The 20,626-nt window shown below is 51.3% G+C and carries 14 protein-coding genes and 1 tRNA gene; 10 read left to right on the forward strand and 5 right to left on the reverse strand.

The genetic code is table 11. The features are described 5' to 3' along the window. Positions 1 to 27 precede the first annotated feature (27 nt). Together P8A25_RS01260 and ruvB are read right to left on the reverse strand one after the other, a co-directional pair. Positions 28 to 1,047 (reverse strand): beta-ketoacyl-ACP synthase III, encoded by a 1,020-nt coding sequence (locus P8A25_RS01260; protein WP_022397682.1) that lies wholly within the window; start codon positions 1,045 to 1,047, stop codon positions 28 to 30. Between the two features lie 121 nt (positions 1,048 to 1,168). Further along, the gene (gene ruvB / locus P8A25_RS01265; protein WP_102737010.1) at positions 1,169 to 2,188 is read right to left on the reverse strand and encodes a Holliday junction branch migration DNA helicase RuvB; all 1,020 of its coding nucleotides are present in this window, start codon (positions 2,186 to 2,188) and stop codon (positions 1,169 to 1,171) included. Between the two features lie 139 nt (positions 2,189 to 2,327). Here ruvB and P8A25_RS01270 point away from each other — a divergent pair, with 139 nt between their 5' ends. The 4 genes from P8A25_RS01270 to P8A25_RS01285 all read left to right on the forward strand — a co-directional run bounded on the left by P8A25_RS01270 (position 2,328) and on the right by P8A25_RS01285 (position 7,725). After that, the gene (locus P8A25_RS01270) at positions 2,328 to 3,809 is read left to right on the forward strand and encodes a beta-N-acetylhexosaminidase (protein WP_404838734.1); all 1,482 of its coding nucleotides are present in this window, start codon (positions 2,328 to 2,330) and stop codon (positions 3,807 to 3,809) included. A 358-nt stretch (positions 3,810 to 4,167) separates the two neighbouring features. After that, positions 4,168 to 4,257, forward strand: a tRNA-Ser gene (locus tag P8A25_RS01275). A 430-nt stretch (positions 4,258 to 4,687) separates the two neighbouring features. Next, a complete protein-coding gene (locus P8A25_RS01280; RefSeq protein WP_404838735.1) occupies positions 4,688 to 5,506 on the forward strand; it encodes a DUF1837 domain-containing protein in 819 nt (272 codons plus the stop codon). A 5-nt stretch (positions 5,507 to 5,511) separates the two neighbouring features. Continuing rightward, entirely contained in the window at positions 5,512 to 7,725 is a 2,214-nt protein-coding gene (locus P8A25_RS01285) for a DEAD/DEAH box helicase (protein ID WP_215443295.1), read from the forward strand. Between the two features lie 559 nt (positions 7,726 to 8,284). Here P8A25_RS01285 and P8A25_RS01290 read toward each other — a convergent pair. Continuing rightward, positions 8,285 to 9,805, reverse strand: a complete 1,521-nt coding sequence (locus tag P8A25_RS01290) for a M60 family metallopeptidase (RefSeq protein WP_215443296.1) — start codon at positions 9,803 to 9,805, stop codon at positions 8,285 to 8,287. Between the two features lie 873 nt (positions 9,806 to 10,678). Here P8A25_RS01290 and P8A25_RS01295 point away from each other — a divergent pair. The 4 genes from P8A25_RS01295 to P8A25_RS01310 all read left to right on the forward strand — a co-directional run bounded on the left by P8A25_RS01295 (position 10,679) and on the right by P8A25_RS01310 (position 15,743). Continuing rightward, positions 10,679 to 11,896: a DUF2254 domain-containing protein gene (locus P8A25_RS01295; RefSeq protein WP_180975934.1), complete on the forward strand. Its 1,218-nt coding sequence runs from the start codon at positions 10,679 to 10,681 to the stop codon at positions 11,894 to 11,896. A 403-nt stretch (positions 11,897 to 12,299) separates the two neighbouring features. Further along, positions 12,300 to 13,574, forward strand: coding sequence for a sialate O-acetylesterase (locus P8A25_RS01300; protein ID WP_215443297.1), 1,275 nt, complete (start codon positions 12,300 to 12,302; stop codon positions 13,572 to 13,574). A gap of 166 nt (positions 13,575 to 13,740) precedes the next feature. Next, complete coding sequence (locus tag P8A25_RS01305) at positions 13,741 to 14,940, forward strand: sialidase family protein (RefSeq protein WP_215443298.1); 1,200 nt, start codon at positions 13,741 to 13,743, stop codon at positions 14,938 to 14,940. A 467-nt stretch (positions 14,941 to 15,407) separates the two neighbouring features. Further along, a complete protein-coding gene (locus tag P8A25_RS01310) occupies positions 15,408 to 15,743 on the forward strand; it encodes a multidrug efflux SMR transporter (protein ID WP_102727590.1) in 336 nt (111 codons plus the stop codon). Between the two features lie 69 nt (positions 15,744 to 15,812). Here the strand turns inward: P8A25_RS01310 and P8A25_RS01315 are convergent, their stop codons facing one another. Then, positions 15,813 to 17,747: an NAD(+) synthase gene (locus P8A25_RS01315; RefSeq protein ID WP_215443299.1), complete on the reverse strand. Its 1,935-nt coding sequence runs from the start codon at positions 17,745 to 17,747 to the stop codon at positions 15,813 to 15,815. A 330-nt stretch (positions 17,748 to 18,077) separates the two neighbouring features. Between P8A25_RS01315 and P8A25_RS01320 the strand changes: the two genes are divergently transcribed. After that, complete coding sequence (locus P8A25_RS01320; RefSeq protein WP_102727588.1) at positions 18,078 to 18,827, forward strand: class I SAM-dependent methyltransferase; 750 nt, start codon at positions 18,078 to 18,080, stop codon at positions 18,825 to 18,827. 174 nt (positions 18,828 to 19,001) lie between these two features. Here P8A25_RS01320 and P8A25_RS01325 read toward each other — a convergent pair whose 3' ends face one another. Beyond that, positions 19,002 to 19,406 (reverse strand): hypothetical protein, encoded by a 405-nt coding sequence (locus P8A25_RS01325; protein ID WP_215443300.1) that lies wholly within the window; start codon positions 19,404 to 19,406, stop codon positions 19,002 to 19,004. Positions 19,407 to 19,766: 360 nt separating this feature from the next. Between P8A25_RS01325 and P8A25_RS01330 the strand changes: the two genes are divergently transcribed. Then, on the forward strand, positions 19,767 to 20,513 hold the full coding sequence (locus P8A25_RS01330; protein WP_404838736.1) for a PP2C family protein-serine/threonine phosphatase: 747 nt from the start codon (positions 19,767 to 19,769) through the stop codon (positions 20,511 to 20,513). Positions 20,514 to 20,626 lie beyond the last annotated feature (113 nt).

Genomic DNA, 20,626 nt, shown 5'->3' on the forward strand with positions numbered 1-20,626 from the left:
TAAGTTTCTGGAATGGAATAACGGAAATTACCAGCGGATGGCTGCGGCGCCCCATGTGAGGCCTGCGCCGAAGGTGACCAGGACGACGTTGTCCCCCTTGCCGAACCTGCCGGTGCGGCGCGCTTCGTCAAAGGCGATGGCCACGGCGGCGGCGGAAGTGTTGCCGTATTTCTCAATATTGATGAACACCTTGTCCTCCGGGATGGAAAGACGCTGGGCCACGGCATTGATGATGCGGAGGTTGGCCTGGTGGGGAATGATCAGCTTGATGTCATCCGACGTCAGACCGGCGCGTTCAATCACGCTGGCGGCGGAATCCTTCATGCGGGGAACTGCCTGGCGGAAGGTCTCCTTGCCGCGCATGGCGAGGGTAGCCAGGCGTTCGTGGGCGTTCTCCACCGTGGTGGGGCAGCGGGAGCCGCCGCCCGGAATCTGGAGCAGGTCATGCAGGGCGCCGTCCGTGCCGATGTCCGTAGCGAGGATGGAGCCTTCCCCTTCCTCTCCCGTGGAAGCCTGGAGCACGGCGGCTCCGGCGCCGTCCCCGAACAGGACGCAGGTGGTGCGGTCCTCCCAGTTGACGACGGTGGAAAGTTTTTCCGCGGCGATGATGAGGGCCGTCTTCATCTGGCCCGTGCCGAGGAACTGGACGGCCGTTTTCATGGCGAACAGGAAGCCGGAGCAGGCGGCGGAAATGTCAAAGGCGGCGGCATTCTTGGCGCCCAGGGCGTCCTGGATATAGCAGGAGGTGGAAGGAGTGAACGTATCCGGCGTAATGGTGGAGACGATGATCAGGTCGATATCCTCCGGCTGCAATCCGCAGGATTCCAGCGCCCGCTGGGCGGCCTTCGTTCCCATGTGGGAGGTGTACTCGTCAGGGGCGGCGATGCGGCGTTCCACGATGCCCGTGCGTTCGATGATCCATTCGTGGGAAGTGTCCACCATCTTCTCCAGGTCCGCATTGGTCAGACGGCGTTCCGGAACATAGGAGCCCGTACCGATGATCTTGACGGGCAGTCTTTTAAAGGCGATATCAGAATTTGCGGCCATAGCTTTGGGCGTATGATGAACAGAAAACGTCCTGACGTTTTATGTGGGGACAGTCTAAAAGAAAGGAGGCCTGATGACCAGCACAAAACACGGGACTCCTGCCATGCCGTAAACGGATGGCTTACAACAGCCATCCCTGTCCGTTGGCGGGCGGCGTGGCCCCCATCTTGAGATAGGCGGAAGGCATCGCCACGCGTCCCCTGGGAGTACGGTTGATGTACCCCTGCATGATCAGGAAAGGCTCGTGCACGTCCTCCAGCGTGGAAGCGTCTTCCCCCACGGCCACGGCCAGGGAGGACAGGCCCACCGGACCGCCGTTGAACTTGTAAATCATGGCTTCCAGCAGGCGCTTGTCCATCTCGTCCAGGCCGTCGTCGTCAATCTCGATCATGGTCAGGGCATCGTGCGCCAGTTGCTCCGTAATCACGCCGTCGCCGCGTACCTGGGCGTAATCCCGCACCCAGCGCAGCAGGGAATTGGCCACGCGCGGCGTGCCTCGGGAGCGCAGGGCGATCTGAAGCGCGCCTGTCGGTTCCACGGGGACGTTCAGTAGACCGGCGGACCGTTCGATGATCGCGCACAAATCCTCCTGCGTGTAATAATCCAGCCGGTTCACGAGGCCGAAGCGGGAACGCAGCGGGCTGGTCAGCATCCCGGCGCGGGTGGTGGCCCCCACCAGGGTGAACTTGGGAAGATTCAGCTGGATGGAGCGGGCGTTCGGGCCCTGGTCGATAATAATATCCAGCCGGAAATCCTCCATGGCAGGGTACAGGTACTCCTCAATGGCCGGGTGAAGGCGGTGGATCTCGTCAATAAAAAGGATGTCCCCTTTTTCCAGATTGGTCAGCACGCCGGCCAGGTCCCCCGCCTTCTCGATCTGCGGTCCGGACGTCGTATGGATGCGGCAGCCGACGGCATTCGCGATAATATTGGCAAGCGTCGTCTTTCCCAGGCCAGGGGGGCCGCTCAGCAGAATGTGGTCCAGCACGTCGTCGCGCTGTTTGGCGGCTTCCACCATCAGCATCAGGCGGTCCTTGATCTTCTCCTGCCCGCGGAACTCGCTGAAGGCAGGCGGTCGGAGGGACAAATCAAAGGCGGAGGGGGGTGTCTCCGTAGTGCGTGTGTAAAAGGACTCTCCCATGCGCAGGACTAGCAAACCTGTCTTTGAGGCATCCGTCAAGATGGAAGTGCAGGCGGGAAGCGCCTTTTCCGGGACATGCCGTAAGCCTCTGGTCTTTTTTGATTGCGGATGGAATACGGTTCCGTCAGAATCGTGCGCAATGAAATGGCGTATCCTACCTCTTCTGCTGGCGCTGGGCGGCAGCGTTTTTGCCGCTGGCGACGTGGAATCCCGTCCCTATCACATCATCCCGGAACCTGTCGAAGTCAGCACTTCCTCCGGAGTATGTAAATCCCCCAAAATCCTCAAGCAGGCCGCCAATAAGGCCCTGGGGCCGGAGGGATACAAGCTCACCATCAAGCCGCAGGGCGTGGAAATTCAGGCAGGCGACCGCGCGGGTCTCTTTTACGCCAAAAACACGCTGGAACAGCTCCAGGCCCAGTACAAGGACGGCGGCATTCCCTGCGGCGTCATTGAAGACAAGCCCCGGTTTGGCTGGCGCAGCATGATGATGGACACCGCACGCCACTTCGTGCCGGTGGAGGACGTCAAAAAATTCATTGATGTGATGTCCTTCTACAAATTCAACAAACTCCATTTCCACCTCACGGATGATCAGGGCTGGCGCCTTCCCGTGCCCGGATACCCCAAGCTGGAAAGCGTGGCCTCCAGGCGTAAGGAAACCTTTGGCAACAAAACCCCCCATGGTGGCATGTACACCAAGGAACAGCTCAAGGACCTGGTGAAATACGCCGCCGCACGGAACATTGAAATCATCCCGGAAATAGACGTGCCCGGCCACAACCAGGCCCTTTGCACCGCCTATCCGGAATTCCTCTGCTTCCCGAACCCCAAGCTGGAAGTGCGCACGAATGCGGGCATCTCCTACACGCTGGTATGTCCCGGCAACCCGGACGTGTGGAAATTCTATAACGCCGTCTTTAATGAACTCAAGGACATCTTCCCGTCCCAATACGTGCATCTGGGCGGAGACGAAGCGCCGGAAGACAACTGGATGAAATGCTCCAAATGCGCGGACTTCCGTGAGAAAGCCGGTATCCGTGAGGAAAACAAAAAGGCCGCCGCGCAAAAGGAAATGGTGGAATTTTTCACCCGGTGCGCCAAAATGCTGAAAAGCCGCGGAAAAACGGCCGTCTTCTGGTATGAACCCATGGGCAAATATCCGGACGGAGTAATCGTAACCACGTGGAGAGGCGGCCACACGCCTAAAACGGTAGCCAACACCACGGGCGACAAGGTGGACGTTATCTGCGCCCCCAACGGCAAATGCTACTTTGACTATCCCCAGCTTCCCGGCGACTGGCCCTCCGGCCAGCCGGACACGGGCTGGATGCCCGTCAACACGCTGGAAAACGTGTACTCCCTGGAACCCGGGCAAGGCCTCTCCGCCAAGGAAATGGAACGTGTGCGCGGCGTAGACTGCTGCCTGTGGGCGGAACGTCTGCCGAACATTGAACGCGTCTTCTACCAGGCTTACCCGCGCGCCCTCGCTCTGGTGGAAACCGCATGGTCCCCCAAGGAGGTGAAAAACCTGAACCGCTTCAAGGACAAACTGGAATTCCAAAAAAAATTCATGCAGGAAAAATGGGGCATCGACCTCGAACGCCCGGAAAAGAAATAAGGACCGAACAGCAATAGTCCCTTCCTGAAAGACGCAAACGTTGAAAAAATGGGAAGACCGTTTTTTGCCCTTCTAAAGAAGGAGGCATCGGGCACGAAGGACTCAACCTTGTTCAATGACAGGCTTCTGTAGATAACAGAAGCCTGTTTTTTTGCATAGTATGCTTGGGGTTCTTTTACATCCCATTTCCAAGCTTCCCTGGATACCTATACGCTTTCCATCCTTTTCAGGCAACGGCGAAGAGGCGAGAAGAGTCTGGGAAAAACAGGAAAACACCTCCCAAGTGAAAAAAAGATTGCCAACCCTCTCTTCTACCGTTACATTACCCCCGCTTTCCTATCTAACACAATCTATCAACGGGCAGGTGTCAGAGTGGTCGAATGAGCACGCCTGGAAAGTGTGTGTACTGGCAACAGTACCGAGGGTTCGAATCCCTCCCTGTCCGCCATTAATTTTCTATCGCAATATATTCGTAATGAGTATATTGCGATTTTATTTGGAGGGGTGTGGGAAAATATGGAATCGGATCTTGTCTTTTTCGGGTTATGTTATAGTATTAATGACTCTGCTATTCTGATTAGATGGTTGTTAATTCACTTTCTTCATCTGCCATGAACATTGATTATTCAACTTGGGAAAAATACGACTATGAAGCAATACTTTGGATTATTAGCCGTTTTGTAATGATATAAATTTATTTTAAACGTAAATTGTGCTGAAATATTTTGCGAAATAATGTGAATGTGCTGAAGGAACTAACATGTCAAGAGCTTTTGATAGAAAAAATATTATATTGGTGAAAGTCCAAGAAAGTGATTTGATTTCATTTTTGCTAGATGTGGACATTGGCGATGACGGAAATCCACTATACCCCCTGGATGAATTTTTCAAAAACAATACTAAATACTATACCAGAGTATGTCTATGCACAATATGAAAATCCCGATACATCACAAATAGATATCGTAGATAAATTGCGAGAAGCAGCAAAAAGCATATATAAAATAAAAGACTACGATTTAATGCGGCGCTGGTATATGGAGAATGATACTAACGCATTCGAGGAATTAAAAAAATCTCCGAGTACCCGCAGAGGTGAGTTCGGAGAATTGATGTTGCATCTCATACTGCGTGATTTTAAAAATACAATTCCTCTTGTGTCAAAAGTTTATTTTAAAGATGCATTTGGTGTTCCAGCCCACGGTTTTGATGCAGTTCATATTACTCCAGAAGATGAAACATTGTGGTTAGGTGAAAGCAAATTTTACACTGATAGTAAAAAAGGTGTCAAAGAATTGTTAAAGGATTTAAATGAACATTTTAAAACTGATTATTTGAATGAGCAGTTTATTATTATTAAAAAGAATCTAGAAAACAATTCAATTCCTCAAAGAGATGAATGGGTAAAGAAATTGTCTGAATGCAATAAACTTCAAGATAAATTGAAAATGATAAACATACCTATGCTTTGTTCCTATTCTCATGATATATATGAACGTCATTCAGATATGCATTGTGTTAAAACCACGCAATACCATGAATTGAATGTAAGAGACATAAAGCAATATTTCGATTCAAATAACAATCATCCACTCAAGCAGCATCTAAATATTATATTATTACTATTTCCAATAAGAAGTAAAAAAGAACTTATTATCAAGTTACATGAACGTCTCTGGCATATGCAAAACATGTGAGATTTATGGCAAGTGATTATAATAACCTACTAAAAATTGTTGATGGTAATAATAATCTATCAACGCAAGATAGTTTCAATTTTGCCATAAAATGTTCCGCTTTACTTACCGGAAATGATGAACATGTTTCTTTAGCGCGACAAATTGCAATCCATATTCTAAATAATTGGGCTCACATTCCAGTTGAAACATACCCCATTTGGACAGATATAATAGAATCTGTTGGATTTTACCCTTATCTTGAAAAAAATAGTGACACAATGAAATTACAGTCACTGTCTGATAAAGTTCGTCAAAAAACTTACCTTTCTGATTATTTACCATCGACGTATTTACATAAAGAGCAGAAAACCCTTTCTAGATATTTATTATCTGGAAAAAATGTAATTGCAAGTGCACCAACTAGCTTTGGAAAGAGTTTGTTAATAGAAGAATTGGTTGCTTCGAATAAGTATAAAAATATTGTTATAATTCAACCAACATTAGCTTTACTAGATGAAACGCGTCTTAAATTAAAAAAATATTTTGAAACTTATAAAATAATTGTTCGAACATCTCAACTACCAACAGATAAAAAAGGAAATCTTTTTCTTTTAACGGCAGAACGGGTAATGGAGTATGAGTCTTTACCCTCTATCGACTTACTAGTAATTGATGAGTTTTATAAATTAAGCTTAAAACGTATAGATGAGCGTGCTGATACGCTTAATAATGCTTTTTTAAAAATAGTAAGCAAGTTTAACTCTAAATTTTATCTTCTCGGTCCAAACATTGATGGCGTCACTCCTGGTTTTGCCGAGAAATATAACGCAGTCTTTTATAAATCTGATTTTTCTCTAGTTGATTGCAATGTTATTGATTTAAGCATCCAATTTGATTCTAGTTTGAAACAACGTAGTTTAGATAAACAAAAATTAACTAAACTTTATCCTTTGTTAGATGAATTAAAAGATGAACAAACACTTATTTATTGTTCCACGCCGGCACGTGCACGTCGCTTTGCAAAAGGGTATTTGCAACATTTATGTGAACAAGGAATAGAACCTAGTATCCAACTTCCACTTATTGAATGGATAGACAAAAATGTCGATCCTAATTGGAGTTTATCAAAAGAACTATGTCATGGTATTGCAATTCATGATGGTTCATTACAAAAACACATTGGTGCATCAATTATTAAATATTTTAATGACAACCTTTTAAACTACATATTCTGCACATCTACTATTATTGAAGGTGTTAATACAAGTGCTAAAAACGTAGTGTTTTTTGATGCACAAAAAGGCGGAAATGATATTGATTTTTTTGATTATAGTAACATTAAAGGGCGTTCTGGTCGGTTAATGGAACATTATGTTGGTAATATTTATAATTTTGCTCCAGTTCCACAAAGAAAACCAATAACTATTGATATTCCTTTTTATGAGCAAGATAAAAAATTATTGAGTGATGAAATTTTAATCAACATTGAAAAACAAGATATTCAACAGCAAGTAGCTGATCGATACAATAAATTATTTGAAATTGAGCCTAATCTTATAGAAATTATTAAGAAAAATGGAACGAATATAGAAGGCCAAATGCGTATATATCATACTTTGAAAATAGATATAAATACATCTCAATATGATAATATTGCGTGGTCACAAATGCCAAATTGGAACAAACTTCTCTATATTTTAAAATTAGCTGAAAATAATATTTTTAATTTTAAAACAAAACATGGAGTAATGTCTGCTAGGCAATTAGCATATTATATTGATATCTATAGGCGAAATAAAAATATCATGGGAGTTATTAAGGATATATATAGTAATAAGATTAGTAAAATTATAAACCCAACACAAGAACAAAAATATATACATCTTGATAATTCTATTGAAATTGGATTCCATATTTATAGACATTGGTTTCAATTTACAGTACCTAAAGCTTTTAGAGTAATCGACAGTTTGCAACGTTATGTTTGCACTCAAAATGGGAAAAAAAGTGGCTCGTATAGCTATTTTGTACAACAGCTGGAAAACGATTTTATTAGAGCCAACTTGTCGATACTAATTGAATATGGAATACCGAGTGATACAGTACGTCGAATTGCACCCCGAATTCCAGACACACTTGACGAAGATAATGTAGTAGATTTCATCAAAAACAATAAGAAGGTTGTATATAGTTCGTTATTGCAATATGAAATTGATCGCTTAAATCAAGCTTTATAAAAGCTTCTTCCATTCCCCAGTTTTCCTTTTACAATCCATTTTTCCTATTCTTTTCCCTAAACTGAGGTGGTTCATCTGGACGAGATTATTGACTCAAAACCTGTTCCAACAAGGTTCTCTTCTTCTTGTATATTGTCTATAACGAACTGTTCTGTTATTCTTACTGCACTAAATATCTCCAAGGTCGTTATTGGTATTACATTTAATATCCTGAATAATTTCCGTAAAGAATATTTTAGGATTGTTTGATTTGCATGCCTCTGATTCCAAGAGATGAATTCGTTTGAATGACTACGGGGAAATGCTTTTTTGAAAACCTCGTGCGTACAAAACGTTTATGGAGAGAGTAATTTATGCTGGCTGTCACAAGATTCATTTGTAAGAATTTCAAGGGGAAAATGTGATCGCCCTATGCTAATCTGTAATATGGCTGTAAAAATTATTTTTCCTCACAATGAGTTAAATAGAATTTTCCCGTTTCATCCATTTCCTTATGGAGAAAAAAATTTTCATTTTTACCATAGAGTTAGGGTTGTCTGATACTTGTAAGGAAATAGTCCTATTCGTCTATTCCGATAATGTCAGTTTTAGGTTTCGGGTAGGCTTTGTCGGTAATCCATTTTTTCGTTTCTACCACCATTTCGGGGGTGACAGTGAAATCGTAATTAGCATAGTCGCCGACATGGAATTGTCCGGTTTTGAAGAAGCCCCATTTCTCGAAGAAATCGGTCAGATCGGTTTTCGTGACGTCACAGCATGCCCTGATGAATTCGAACTGGTATTTGATTGTATCATTCCCTCCGTAGTTTCCCGCGTTGTTGCGCAGGTATTCCATGACGTCAGGGTAGAAGTCGGGATGTCCGTTTTCGGTAAAGTAGAGATGGAGCTGCCATAGGGGGACCAGCTTGTTGAAGACATCCTTTGATTGCAGGTAGGCGATTTTTCCGTCGATGATTTCCTTGCGCGCCTTGTCGTAGCTGCCTTGGCGCTTCAAGCGGCTTTCGTTGCCCGTTTTGGCGGCGGCTTGAAGAGAGAAGATGTTGTTGCTGACTTCCGTCATGCCGCCCCAGGTCATCGGGCGCATTTGCATCACGTGGCCGACTTCGTGGGAGAAGCCCCAGCAGGCGTCGCCTTTGAGGACGTTTTCAGGATCGGTCACCATTCGCATCGTACCATTGTCTCCCAGGTAGGCTACTCCATCACCGTCGCGGAACATGTAGTAGTTGAAGTTCACGCGGGCAAAGACGCGGTTTTTCGGGATTTTGCCGTATTTCTCAAGGCCCATCAGCTGGTATTGGATGCCTATCAGCTTGTCGTAGGCGTTGATGAGTTCAGTGCCGCGGTCCCTGGTGAATTTTTTCAGGAATTCGACGGGGTAAGCAACCTGGATGTATTTTCCCCGGGCGTCCATGATCGGGGAGACGGCCTGGTCAAGCAGGCGTACCCAGTCTTCGTTGGTATCGCCCCGGGTGGTGTCGAAATAGCCGTTGACTTTGCCCGTCACGAAATGGACGGGGATTTTCGGCGCCGTGTCGGCATCGTTGCTGAAGTAGCTGATGTAAGCGTTGGCGGGCGTTTCTACATCAATGATGTTGATTCCTTCCTTAAGGGGTATTTGCTTTTTGTGCAGTCCCCAGCCGTTGGGATCCTTCGTCGGTTGTACTCCTTCGGCCGGCTTGCGCATCAGGTTCGGGAGCAGAAGACTGATTTCACGCCCATCCGTCTTGCCGACCAGCACGACGTGCTGTCCTTTTTCCAGATAGACGCCCGTCATGTTGTCGTATTTACTGAATCCCTCTCCGATTCTAAGGTTTTTGCCCGTCTGGCGCGGTGAGGGGAGGGCCTGGTATTCGGCATACAGGTAGTCCGGCTTGTAGTTGCCTGCCAGGATTTTGCCTGCGAGTTCCTTCATCGCGTCAGACTGGAAGGCGGAAATGTCTTTAACATCCTGCTTCAAAGCCGTGCAGGAGGCATCCTTGAATAGCTGGAGGTCGTTGCCGATGCTTTCCGGAGTGTTGGCCGCAAATACGGATGCGAGCGACAACAGGGGCAGGGTGAGGAATGAAGTGATTCGGTTCATGATAACGTGGGAGTGGGTGATTCTACGATGTTACAAGTTACATTCTCCGTTTTCCTCTTCTTTCACCATTTCTCTTTTTACCGGCAAACGAAAAAATCAACTCGCTTCAACGGAAGACGGGGCGGTTTGATGAATGGGAACGCTCTCACGTTGTATAGCTGGTTTTCTTTTCGTATGGCGTGTTTTTTAAGGCTTCCATGTTTTACTCAATTGCCTTCCCATACTGCGGTAGTCCTGATGAGGGCGTTTGCGACTGTAACCCTTGAGCCATTTGATTGAGTCCTTCTGAAATTCTTCGACATCGGCATAGAATTCTACCACGCGCCTCCCCGCAATATTCTCTTCCTGTCATCCGTCAGAATGGCTTTTATGTGCCATCTGTGTTGCTGATAGAAGAACAACACGTTGTTGTTCAGGATGAGGGCTGCCTGATCGAGGCGTTTCTCCATGTAGAGAAAGCGGAGGCAACGGATCCATAGGTTTCTATGAGCATTTACAGGTAGATTCTGCCTGTGTTTTTGGGTTTGCCCGTACAGAGAGAGTCCGGCACAGCCGGGAACCTTGCTTTCCACAGCCATTCCTTGAAGCAAAGTCGCTCTTTTCGGAAGGATGGGAGCTGTTTTGAGTTGCTTGACTTGAGTGAACTCCTTTTCCAGTTTCAGAAACCATTTCCTGCGGTTTCCCGGATGCGGGGTTCCACTTCGAGAGACATTAAAGTTATAGAAATGATCGGCTTCTCACCCTCCTTTAAGAGTCTTATTCTTGAACGGAGAGGCTTCGATACTGTTTTAACAGGAGAGTAGCCTCCAACCGTTTTTCCAATTCCAGCTTCTGATGAAAGGGTCCTTCATTTTTCAAATCAGGTTATTGTTTTTGAGGGCTAACAAGCTTCTTTGGGTCAAGGCTACCTATTTTGCGCTGCTGGCTATTGTTACGGCTATTGCCTCCATTTACCTGGGCGAGTTTGTTCCGTTTGATATTTTTCAAAAGATCGGGGCCGATACGGTCGATACGATTTTGAACATCCTGGCTTCAAGCATGCTGGCGGTTACGACTTTTTCCTTAACCACGGTTGTTTCCGCTTATGCGGCGGCGACGTCGAGCGTAACGCCCAGGGCCACGAAACTGCTGATGGAGGATTCCACGGCCCAGAATGCTCTTTCCACGTTCATCGGTTCCTTCATTTTCAGCCTGATTGCGATTATTTTCCTGAATTCCGGCATGTATGACCAGCGGGGAAGGGTGGTGCTATTTGTTGTCACGCTGGGGGTGATTGCCATTATTCTGGTCACGCTTATCCGGTGGATTGAGCATTTGTCCAGGCTTGGCCGGGTGGGAGAGACTTCCGAGCTGGTGGAGGGAGTAACGGAAAGGGCATTGCTGGAACGCGCCCGGGAACCCTATCTGGGCGCCAATCCCCTCGTTGACAGGGAGCTTGATATTCCGGAAAATGCCGTTCCCGTCAGGAGTGATCAGACAGGCAATATTCAATATATTGATATTGAAAAGCTGGACCATCTTTCCAGGGATAGAGATCTTGATCTTTACGTCGTCTCGCTCCCGGGGGATTTCGTGTCCGTTACCTCGGTTCTGGTTTATGCTGACAAGCCTGTGTCAAATGAAACCCGGCGTGATTTGCTTGGAGCGTTTATCATCGGGCATGAGCGCAATTTTGAACAGGACCCCAGGTTTGGATTGTGCGTGCTTGCCGAGATTGCTGCCAGGGCCCTGTCTGCGGCCGTCAATGATTACGGAACGGCTATTGATATTATTAACCGGGGCGTGCGGCTGCTGACGAAGTATGCCCAGGAAGAACGCCGTCCCGGCGTGAAGCACGAGAGGATATGGGTGCCTCCGTTGACCGTCTCCAATTTGTTTTCGGATATTTTCAGCCCTATTCTGCGCGACGAAGGAGGGATTATGGCGATTGACATCAAGTTGTTGAAGGCTTTTGCCGCATTGCATGGCCTGGATAACGGGCAGTTCAAGGAGGAAGCCCGCAAGTATTCCCGCCAATGCTATGAACATGCATCCAGAACGGTAGTGCTGGATGAAGATAAGGAAGTCCTGAAAAAACTGGTCATTGATTAGCTTGCTTATCTTCACGGTGAAGAAGAGAGGTTTTAGAAGTCCAGGTATGGTTGAATGGGCTGAATCTTATTAACGGTCCACAGTTTTCCGGATGGCCCAGGTTGCAAAAAGGCGTTATTTTCCGGGAGAATCCATGGGAGAGAAATCATCATGGTAAAACGGATGGTTGCCCGGAATTTCCATGTTCATCAATAGGGCAGCTACGGGCGTCATGTCTGTTGAATGATATTCAACATTTTCATGTGTAGTGTTTTTGGGCAGGAGGAAGTTTCATTCATTCCCCGGTTATTTTCTTCAGCATGTTGAATTTTCGATAGGTACCGGACCGTACATGACCATGATTCAGCGTATTGTCATGAAGGTAAGCACATGTTTTCGTACCGGAGTTCTTTTTTGCCTGTTGATGGCTGGCAGTCCTTATGGTTTTGCGGAGAAGCCCGTTTTAACAGACTGGAATTATTTGCCGTCCTACGGGCAGTCGCTTTCCGTAGGATGGACGGCCAAGCCGGTGGTGACGACGGAGCAGAAGAACGGCAATTTGATGTTCAAAGGCGGCGTTCGTCCTTTTGAGGGCGGCAATGACCGGAGCGCCGTGATTCCCCTGGTAGAAGGCATTTCTCCGGACGGCGCCAGGGGAGAGACGCCCGTTTCCGGCGCTGCCGGGAATTTCATGCGCCTGCTGAAGAAGCGTGACTCCGGGAAGGCGTCCAACGTCCGGTTCCTGTGCTCTGCCGACGGCGTGGGAGGTGTCAGCATCGGTGTTCTTTCCAAAGGCAACGCCCCCTATCAGCGTATTCTGGATGATTTGACGGCGGGGCGCGAGCTCGCCTCCAAGGCCGGCAAGTCATTTTCCATGCCTTGTTTCCTGTGGACGCAGGGGGAAACCGACCAGCAGGACAGGAAAACCGGGGAATGGTACAAGGAGAAGATGCGCGCGCTGATTCAGGATATTGACGCGGACGCCAAGGCCGTTACCGGACAGAAGAACGATGTGCTCTGCTTTGGATACCAGGTTGCCTCCCATCTCAATTATTTTGCCCAGAATCCCACGGATTATCCCGCGATTGCCGTGGCTCAGCTGGATCTGGCCCTGGAGAAGGACAGCCGGTACATCATGACCACGCCCATGTACCATTTTTCCTATAGCGATGGGGTGCATTTGACCGCTCCCATGTCCCGGCTTTACGGGGAGTATGCCGGATACGTCATGTACAAGGTGCTGGTGGAGGGCGTGCATTGGAAGCCCATCCATCCCGTCGCCCATGCAGTTGGCAGGAAGGGGAAGGATTGGACGGTAGACGTGAAGTTTTTCGTGCCTGTGCCTCCGCTGGCGCTGGATACCAAGACGATCCTTGATCCGGGCAATTACGGCTTTTCCCTGGTGAACGGGCTGGGCGAACCCCTGGAGATCAAGTCCGTCACCCTGAACGGCAGAGACGCCGTCCGCATCATAACGTCGTCCGACCCTTCCGGCTGTCATCTCCGGTACGGAATGACCTTGAAGGAGAAACTTCCTTCCGGCCCGCGCACCGGAGCGCGCGGATGCCTGCGGGATTCCCAGGGGGAGAAGGTGAAGACCCGGATTCAGGACGTCGTTTACCGCATGGACAATTGGTGTCCGTTTTTCGACTATCCCCTGGATTCCCGGAATGGGATGAACAAGACGAAGTCCAGGTAGATTTTCATGTGACTGCCAGATTTTTTTGGTTTCTCACTCCTTCAGCATGGTTTATCTATTCCTTTGGAGAGAGTCAGAGTTTCTGCTCTGGTCTTAGGATGGTACGGCATGGATTGCGGTTGTAGAGCCCTTCGGAACAAGATAAAGTCCAGTAATGATGAATACCATGTTCAAGTTTTTGATGGGTGCGGTGTGCGCCGCAGTTCTGCCCGCCTTCGGGCAGGGAGAGAAGACGGATTTTCCCACGGACAAGGCGGTGACCGTATTCAGCGCTGGGGAAGGGAACCCTTATGCGTCCATCCGCATTCCCGCCTTGCTCAATATCGGGAAGGGGCAGCTTTTGGCGTTTGCCGAAGGCCGGTATAAGAATACTGACCAGGGGGAGAACGACATTATCATGAGCGTCAGCAAGAATGGCGGAAAAACCTGGTCACGCCCCCGGGCGATCGCCAAGTCGCATGGGGCCACGTTTAACAATCCGTGCCCGGTTTATGATGCCAAGACCAAGACCGTGACCGTCGTATTCCAGCGTTATCCCGCAGGAGTCAAGGAACGGCAGCCCAATATTCCTCAGGGTTGGGATGACGAGAAGTGCATCCGCAATTTCATGATCCAGAGCAGGAATGGCGGTTCCTCCTGGACGAAGCCGGAGGATATCACGAAGACGACCAAGCGTCCCACCGGCGTGGACATCATGGCTTCCGGCCCGAATGCGGGAACCCAGTTGAAGAGCGGCCCCCACAAGGGGCGCCTGGTGATTCCGATGAATGAAGGGCCGTTCGGCAAATGGGTGATTTCCTGCATTTACAGCGATGACGGCGGCAAAAGCTGGAAGCAGGGCCAGCCGACCGCCAATATGAAGGGCCTGGTGAATGAAACGTCCATCGCGGAGACTGATAACGGAGACGTGGTCATGGTCGCGCGCCACTGGGGCGGAGGCAATTGCCGCCGCATCGTGTGGTCACAGGACGGCGGTGAGACATGGGGTGAAGTGGAAGATGCTCCGGAATTGTTTTGCGACAGCACGCAGAATTCCCTGATGACTTATTCTCTGACGGCCCAGCCTGCCTTTGGCGGCAAGAGCCGCCTCCTGTTTTCCGGCCCCAGCGCCGGACGGCGCATCAAGGGACAGGTGGCGATGAGCTATGACAACGGCAAAACCTGGCCGGTGAAAAAACTGTTGGGAGAAGGCGGTTTTGCCTATTCCAGCCTCGCCATGGTAGAACCCGGTGTCGTGGGCGTGCTTTATGAGGAGAATCAGGCGAACATCAAGAAGTTGAAGTTCGTTCCCATTACGATTGAGTGGCTGACCGACGGAAAGGATACGGGCCTGCCTTCCGGCAAGAAACCCCCGGTATCCAAGTAGAGTTTTATTGGGAGGGAGGCCATTTCATTCCCCCTTCTGCGCGCTGTTCTGGCTGGTCCAAGCTTCCTTCATAGTAGCTCAAGTTATTGGTTAATGTCCAAAGCCATTCCAGCCAGCAGAAGTTTCTCCTGAAATGGTGCAAGGACACCCGTACGGGGTTGAATCTATGGCATCATTGATATCTGGCCGACAGGGCGGTCAGGCAGCAGAAGAGGGAGAAAAAGTGGCGCAAAACCGGTTACTATTAAAAACCTCTTGCAACAATGAATTGAGGGCATGCAAATTTTCCGGTTCCCGGCAGAGGAACAGGATTTTTTGCTTTGGAATTTCCAGGTATGACAAGGTGCGGATGGTTTGTCGGCTTGATTCCGGGGAGGACGCAGTTACCCTGCAAGGCATCCGTTGCTCTTGGAGCTCTTCCCATTCGGGAGGGCCGGCAAACGGAAGATGATTCCCCGTTTCAATATATGTCCTGGATTTATCTGGTGTTGGCCGGTCTCTGTGAGATCGGATGGCCTCTGGGCTTCAAGCTTTCACAGGCGCCCGGCACGGGTTCCGGCAGGTTTGCCGCCTGCATTGCGTTCTCCGTGTTCAGCATGGCCCTGAGCGGTTTTCTTCTGTGGCTGGCCCAGCGCAGCATTCCCATCGGCACCGCTTATGCGGTGTGGACGGGCATCGGCGCGCTGGGAACGTTTCTGGTGGGCATCCTGTGGTTCGGGGATTCCTCCAATGTCTGGCGCATGCTGGCGGCCACCTTCCTGCTGATAGGCATTATCGGGTTGAAGCTGGCCCCCGGGCATTGAGCTTCCCTGTAGGGCAATTCATGCCGGGGCGCCGGAGAAGGTCAGCGTGCAGCAGCCCTCCGGAAGGGTTCAACGGTGGGAAATATCTTTTTCCCACACTGTTCCGCAGGCGTCGGAAGGCATGCGCCAGTCTCCTCGCGGAGAAAGGGCAATCGTGCCTACCTTGGGGCCGTCCGGCATGCAGCTGCGCTTGAATTGCTGCCGGAAGAAGCGGCGGATGAAGATGCCCAGGCAGCGGCGGATGAAGTCCGGCTGGAATTCGCCGCGGAAGGCGTGCTCCGCCAGATACAGGATTTTGTCCGGCTCTGCCCCGTATTTGATGAAGTGGAAGAGGAAAAAGTCATGCAGGTCGTAAGGCCCCAGCACGTCTTCCGTACGCTGTTCAATGGAGCCGTCGCCTGACGGAGGCAGAAGCTCCGGGCTGACGGGGGTATTGTTGATGTCCGCGAGGGTGGCGGCCAGTTCCGGGGACGATTCTCCGGCGATGTGTTCAATGAGGCACCGTATCAGCGTCTTCGGAATGGAGCAGTTGACCGCGTACATGGACATGTGGTCTCCGTTGTAGGTGCTCCAGCCCAGGGCTATTTCCGACAGGTCTCCCGTTCCCACGACCAGCCCCCCGGTTTTATTGGCCAGGTCCATCAGGATTTGCGTGCGTTCGCGGGCCTGGACGTTTTCATAGGTAGTGGTGCGTTCGGCGGGGTCGTGCCCGATGTCGCCGAAGTGCCGGAGGCAGCATTCGGAAATGGGGATTTCCCGAAGCTCCGCGCCCAGAAGGCGGCACATGGTTACGGCATTGTCATGGGTTCTGTCCGTGGTGCCGAAGCCCGGCATCGTGACGGCCAGAATGTCGGAGGCGGGGCGCTTCAACGCCCGGCAGGCGCGCTCGCAAATAAGCAGGGCCAGCGTGGAGTCCAGACCGCCGGAGATGCCGATGACAAGCCGCCGTGCATCGGTGTGCTCCATTCTTTTAGCCAGTCCCGCTGTCTGGATGGCGATGATTTCTTCGCACCGTTCCGGGCGGTGTACGGGGGAGGGCAGAAATGGCCGCGCCGGATTAAAGGCGTATTCCAGACCGGGGGGGGCGGGAACTTCCGCCGGCAGCGTCAGATGAAGGGCATTTCCGGCAGGGGAAAGGGATTTGTTGTCATTGAAGGAGCTTTCGGAGAGGCGCGCCGCCGCCAGCCGTTCAAAGTCCACGTCCGCAAGGATGAGGGAGCTTTCTCTGCCGAACCGTTCGCCTTCAGCCGCCAGCCTGCCATTATCCGCAATGAGGGAATGCCCGCCGAATACGGTGTCCGTGGTGGATTCATGCACGCCTGCGGAGGAAAGGACATAGGCGCAGAGGCACCTGCCGCTCTGCTGCTTGACCAGTTCCCTCCTGTACGCGGCCTTGCCCGTGAGTTCCGTTCCCGCGGAGGGGTTGAATATGGCCCTGGCTCCCTGAAGGGCCAGTCCGGAGCTGGGGGGAATGACGCTCCACAGGTCTTCGCATATTTCCACGCCGAAGCTGAAGGAGGAGGCTGCATCGTGGAAGATGATTTCCGTTCCGAACGGAATATATGCCCCATTGACTTTGGCCTCCTTCGTCCCTGTTCCCAGCTCCCTGCCGGATGTAAACTGCCGCTTTTCGTAAAATTCCCGGTAGTTGGGGAGCACGGTTTTGGGGATCAGCGCCAGCACTCTGCCGGACTGGATGACCGCCGCCGTGTTGTACAGGGCATCTTCATGCAGGAAGGGCAGGCCCGCCACGGCAATGGTGCCTGAGTCTTCCGTGGCTTCTGCAAAGCGGCGCAGGCCGTCCAGGGCCGCCTCCCGCAGGCGCGGCTGGAAGAAGAGGTCTCCGCAGGAGTAGCCCGTGATGCTCAGCTCCGGAAAGACGACGGCAGCAGCTTTCTGTTCCGCAGCCTTCCGGAATCCGTCCATGAGCTGGTCAACGTTGTAATCCACATCAGCCACGCGGAGCTGGGGGACGGCGGAGGCAAGTCTGTAATATCCGAACATGGGCGGCGCAGTCTGGAAAATGGAGCCCGCAGATGGTCGTTTTCCCGTAATCAGGACGCAATCCGGGAGAAGCGGGCCTGATCCGGATACTAAAAGCTCGTGAAAGACTTGTAAAGCCATCAGTGGGGGCTGCATCCCGCCCGTCTGCCGGGAGGATGAGGAAGCGGCAGGAAAAGGTATTCGCCCGGCTGCCTTCAACGGGCCGGGCGGCGGGAGCGGCCCTTATGCTTTTTTCCTGAAATCCTGCGGTGCGGCGGTTTTTCATGCTCCGGGAACAGCATTGAAGCTGGAAAAACGGGAGAAAAGGAGTAAACCATCTCACAAAGCCCGATGAATAATACTGACCGATTTACCGGAAAAGCCGGGGCCTACGTTCAGGGCAGGCCCGGTTATCCCGCCGCCGTTGTTGAGCTTCTGACGCGGGAAACCCGCCGGGAGAATCTCCGAATGGCGGATATAGGGTCCGGAACAGGCATCCTGTCCCGCGTCATGCTGGAGCATGGCTGGACCGTGTACGGCGTGGAGCCTAACGATGACATGCGGAGGGAGGCGGAGAAGGTGCTGAAGGGTTTCCACCGCTTCCATTCCGTGCCGGGTACGGCAGAGCATACCCTGCTTCCCGGCGCTTCCGTGGACCTGGTAACGGCGGCGCAGGCGTTCCACTGGTTTGACGCCGCCGCGTTCAAGCGGGAATGCCGCCGTATTCTGGCCGCGGAGGGCAGGATAGCCCTGATCTGGAATTCCAGGGTGGAAGACGGCCCCATTGTCCGGGAGGAAGGGAACATCCATCGTCTTTACTGCCCGCGTTTTTATGGATTCAGCGGGGGTCTGGCCGACTTGACGGACAGAATCGGCGAGTTTTTCGACCACCGCTTCCGGGTATTCCGCTTTCCGAATGATCTGTCCTATACGCGGGACCAGTATCTCCGCCGCATGATGTCCGCCTCCTATGCCCTGACGGAAAAGGATGAGGGCCATTCCCCCTGGCTGGACGCCCTTAACGGGCTGTTTGACCGGTTTGAGACGGGAGGCCGTGTTACGGTTCCGAATGAAACCGTGGTGTATTTGGGGGCCTGCTGAGGACGCACCATTCATGCACTGCATCCGGAAAAGGATGTTCACGCGTTCCTTTGTCGGTTGTTTCCTTGGCCTCCATCCAGTGCGATGTTCTTCCGGCAGAAGCCCGGAACCGCAATGGCCCTTCTGCCGGAATATCCCGGAAATGTCCGGCAATGAAAAAAGGAAAGCTCTCTTTCAGTTCATGGATTGAAAGATAATGGCGGCAAGGACGGCGATGATTGCCAGAACAACAATGATGGTGGGAATATAGCGGGTTTTGTTCACGTCAAGAGTCCACTCCCTGTTGAGGCGGGAAAGATTCTCCCCTGCCGCGTAGCGGGAGAAAAGGTCATGAAGCTGGGAGTAATCCAGGGCTTTGGGAGTCATGTAAAGTTCCCTGTTCTTCCCGTTGACGAACGGGATTTCGCAATGGTAGTTTTCCGGACCGTTGCATGTGGTCTGGAGGAACTCGTCTCCGCGGCTGCAGATGATGAAGGCCTCCGTATCGTTTTTGATGCCGGAAAGGGCTTTCTCCTGTGTTTCGCAGGGATCTCCGGAGAGCTCCCAGACGATGGGAGGAAGGGATGAATGAAGGCTCATAATAGAAACGGTAGAGGAAGATTTCTCCTGCCGCCAGTATAAAAGAACTTCCTGCTTCATTCTTGAGAAGAGAACGGACCCTTGCATGATGCTCCGGAGGGTGATGAGCGCCCTGGCGAGGTACGGCATTCAACGATTGTCTTTCCGCGCCAATTCCGGGCCTGAATGTTTCTTCCGGGCACGTGTCGTCCGGATTTCTACGGCCCCGCATTGATATTTGCTTTTCCGACTCCGGAAAAATCATCCCGGGATGCAGACATGGCTTCTTCTCTCACGTTATTCTTGCTTTATCCCGGCGGGCCTGCCGTGCTATGATAGCTCACCGCCATGACGCAGCAGCCTTTTTCCCAAGAACCTTTTATGGTTTCCGGATTGCATGGGGACCAGATTCTGGGCGCCCGCAGCAATCAGCAGGATTCCTTTTCCATCCTGGCCGGGGATGACGCCCTGGTGCTGGTCCTGGCGGACGGCATGGGGGGCTATACCGGAGGGGAGCTGGCCAGCCGCGCGGCTATAGAAGGTTTTTCCCAGGCGTTTGAGCGGGAAAACCGGTCTCCCGGCAAGAGGATGAAAGACGCAGTGACCGCCGCCAATGAACAGGTGCGTACGGTCCGGAAGAAGAGGGGGAAGGATGACGAGATGGGCACGACGCTGGTAGCGGCCTGGATAGGGCCGGAAGGGCTGCGCTGGGTCAGCGTGGGAGATTCCCTTCTGCTGCTCATCCGGGAGGAAAAAATGTTTCTGCTTAATGACCTGCACCAGTATTCCGCGGAGCTGGAACGCATGGCGGATGAAGGTTCCATCAGCCGGGAGGAGGCCTTGAGCCATCCTTCCCGCCATTCCCTGACCTCCGCCCTGATGGGGAGGGAAGTGCCTTTGGTGGATCTGCGGGAAGAGTGCTTCCCTCTGGTTTCCGGGGACCGCCTTCTGGTCGCCAGCGACGGAGTGGGGCCTTATCTGGACTCCCTGGGCCCGGCGGGGATGCGGTACTTGTCCATGCTGTCCGCGGAGGAATTGGTGCGGTCCGTGCTGGAAGGCATCAACCGTGACGGCGCGCCCAACCAGGATAACGCCACACTGATCTGTGCGGAAATAGCGGAAGCGTGATTCTCCGGAGGCGGTGTGGCTGAAAAGGGGCCGGAAACAGGCGCTGGTTGAATTTCACATCCCTCCTCCGGCCCGGACGGATAATTAAATGCCCCGCATGCAGGAGACGCATG

Source organism: Akkermansia sp. BCRC 18949 (assembly GCF_045011645.1).
Lineage (GTDB): Bacteria > Verrucomicrobiota > Verrucomicrobiia > Verrucomicrobiales > Akkermansiaceae > Akkermansia > Akkermansia massiliensis.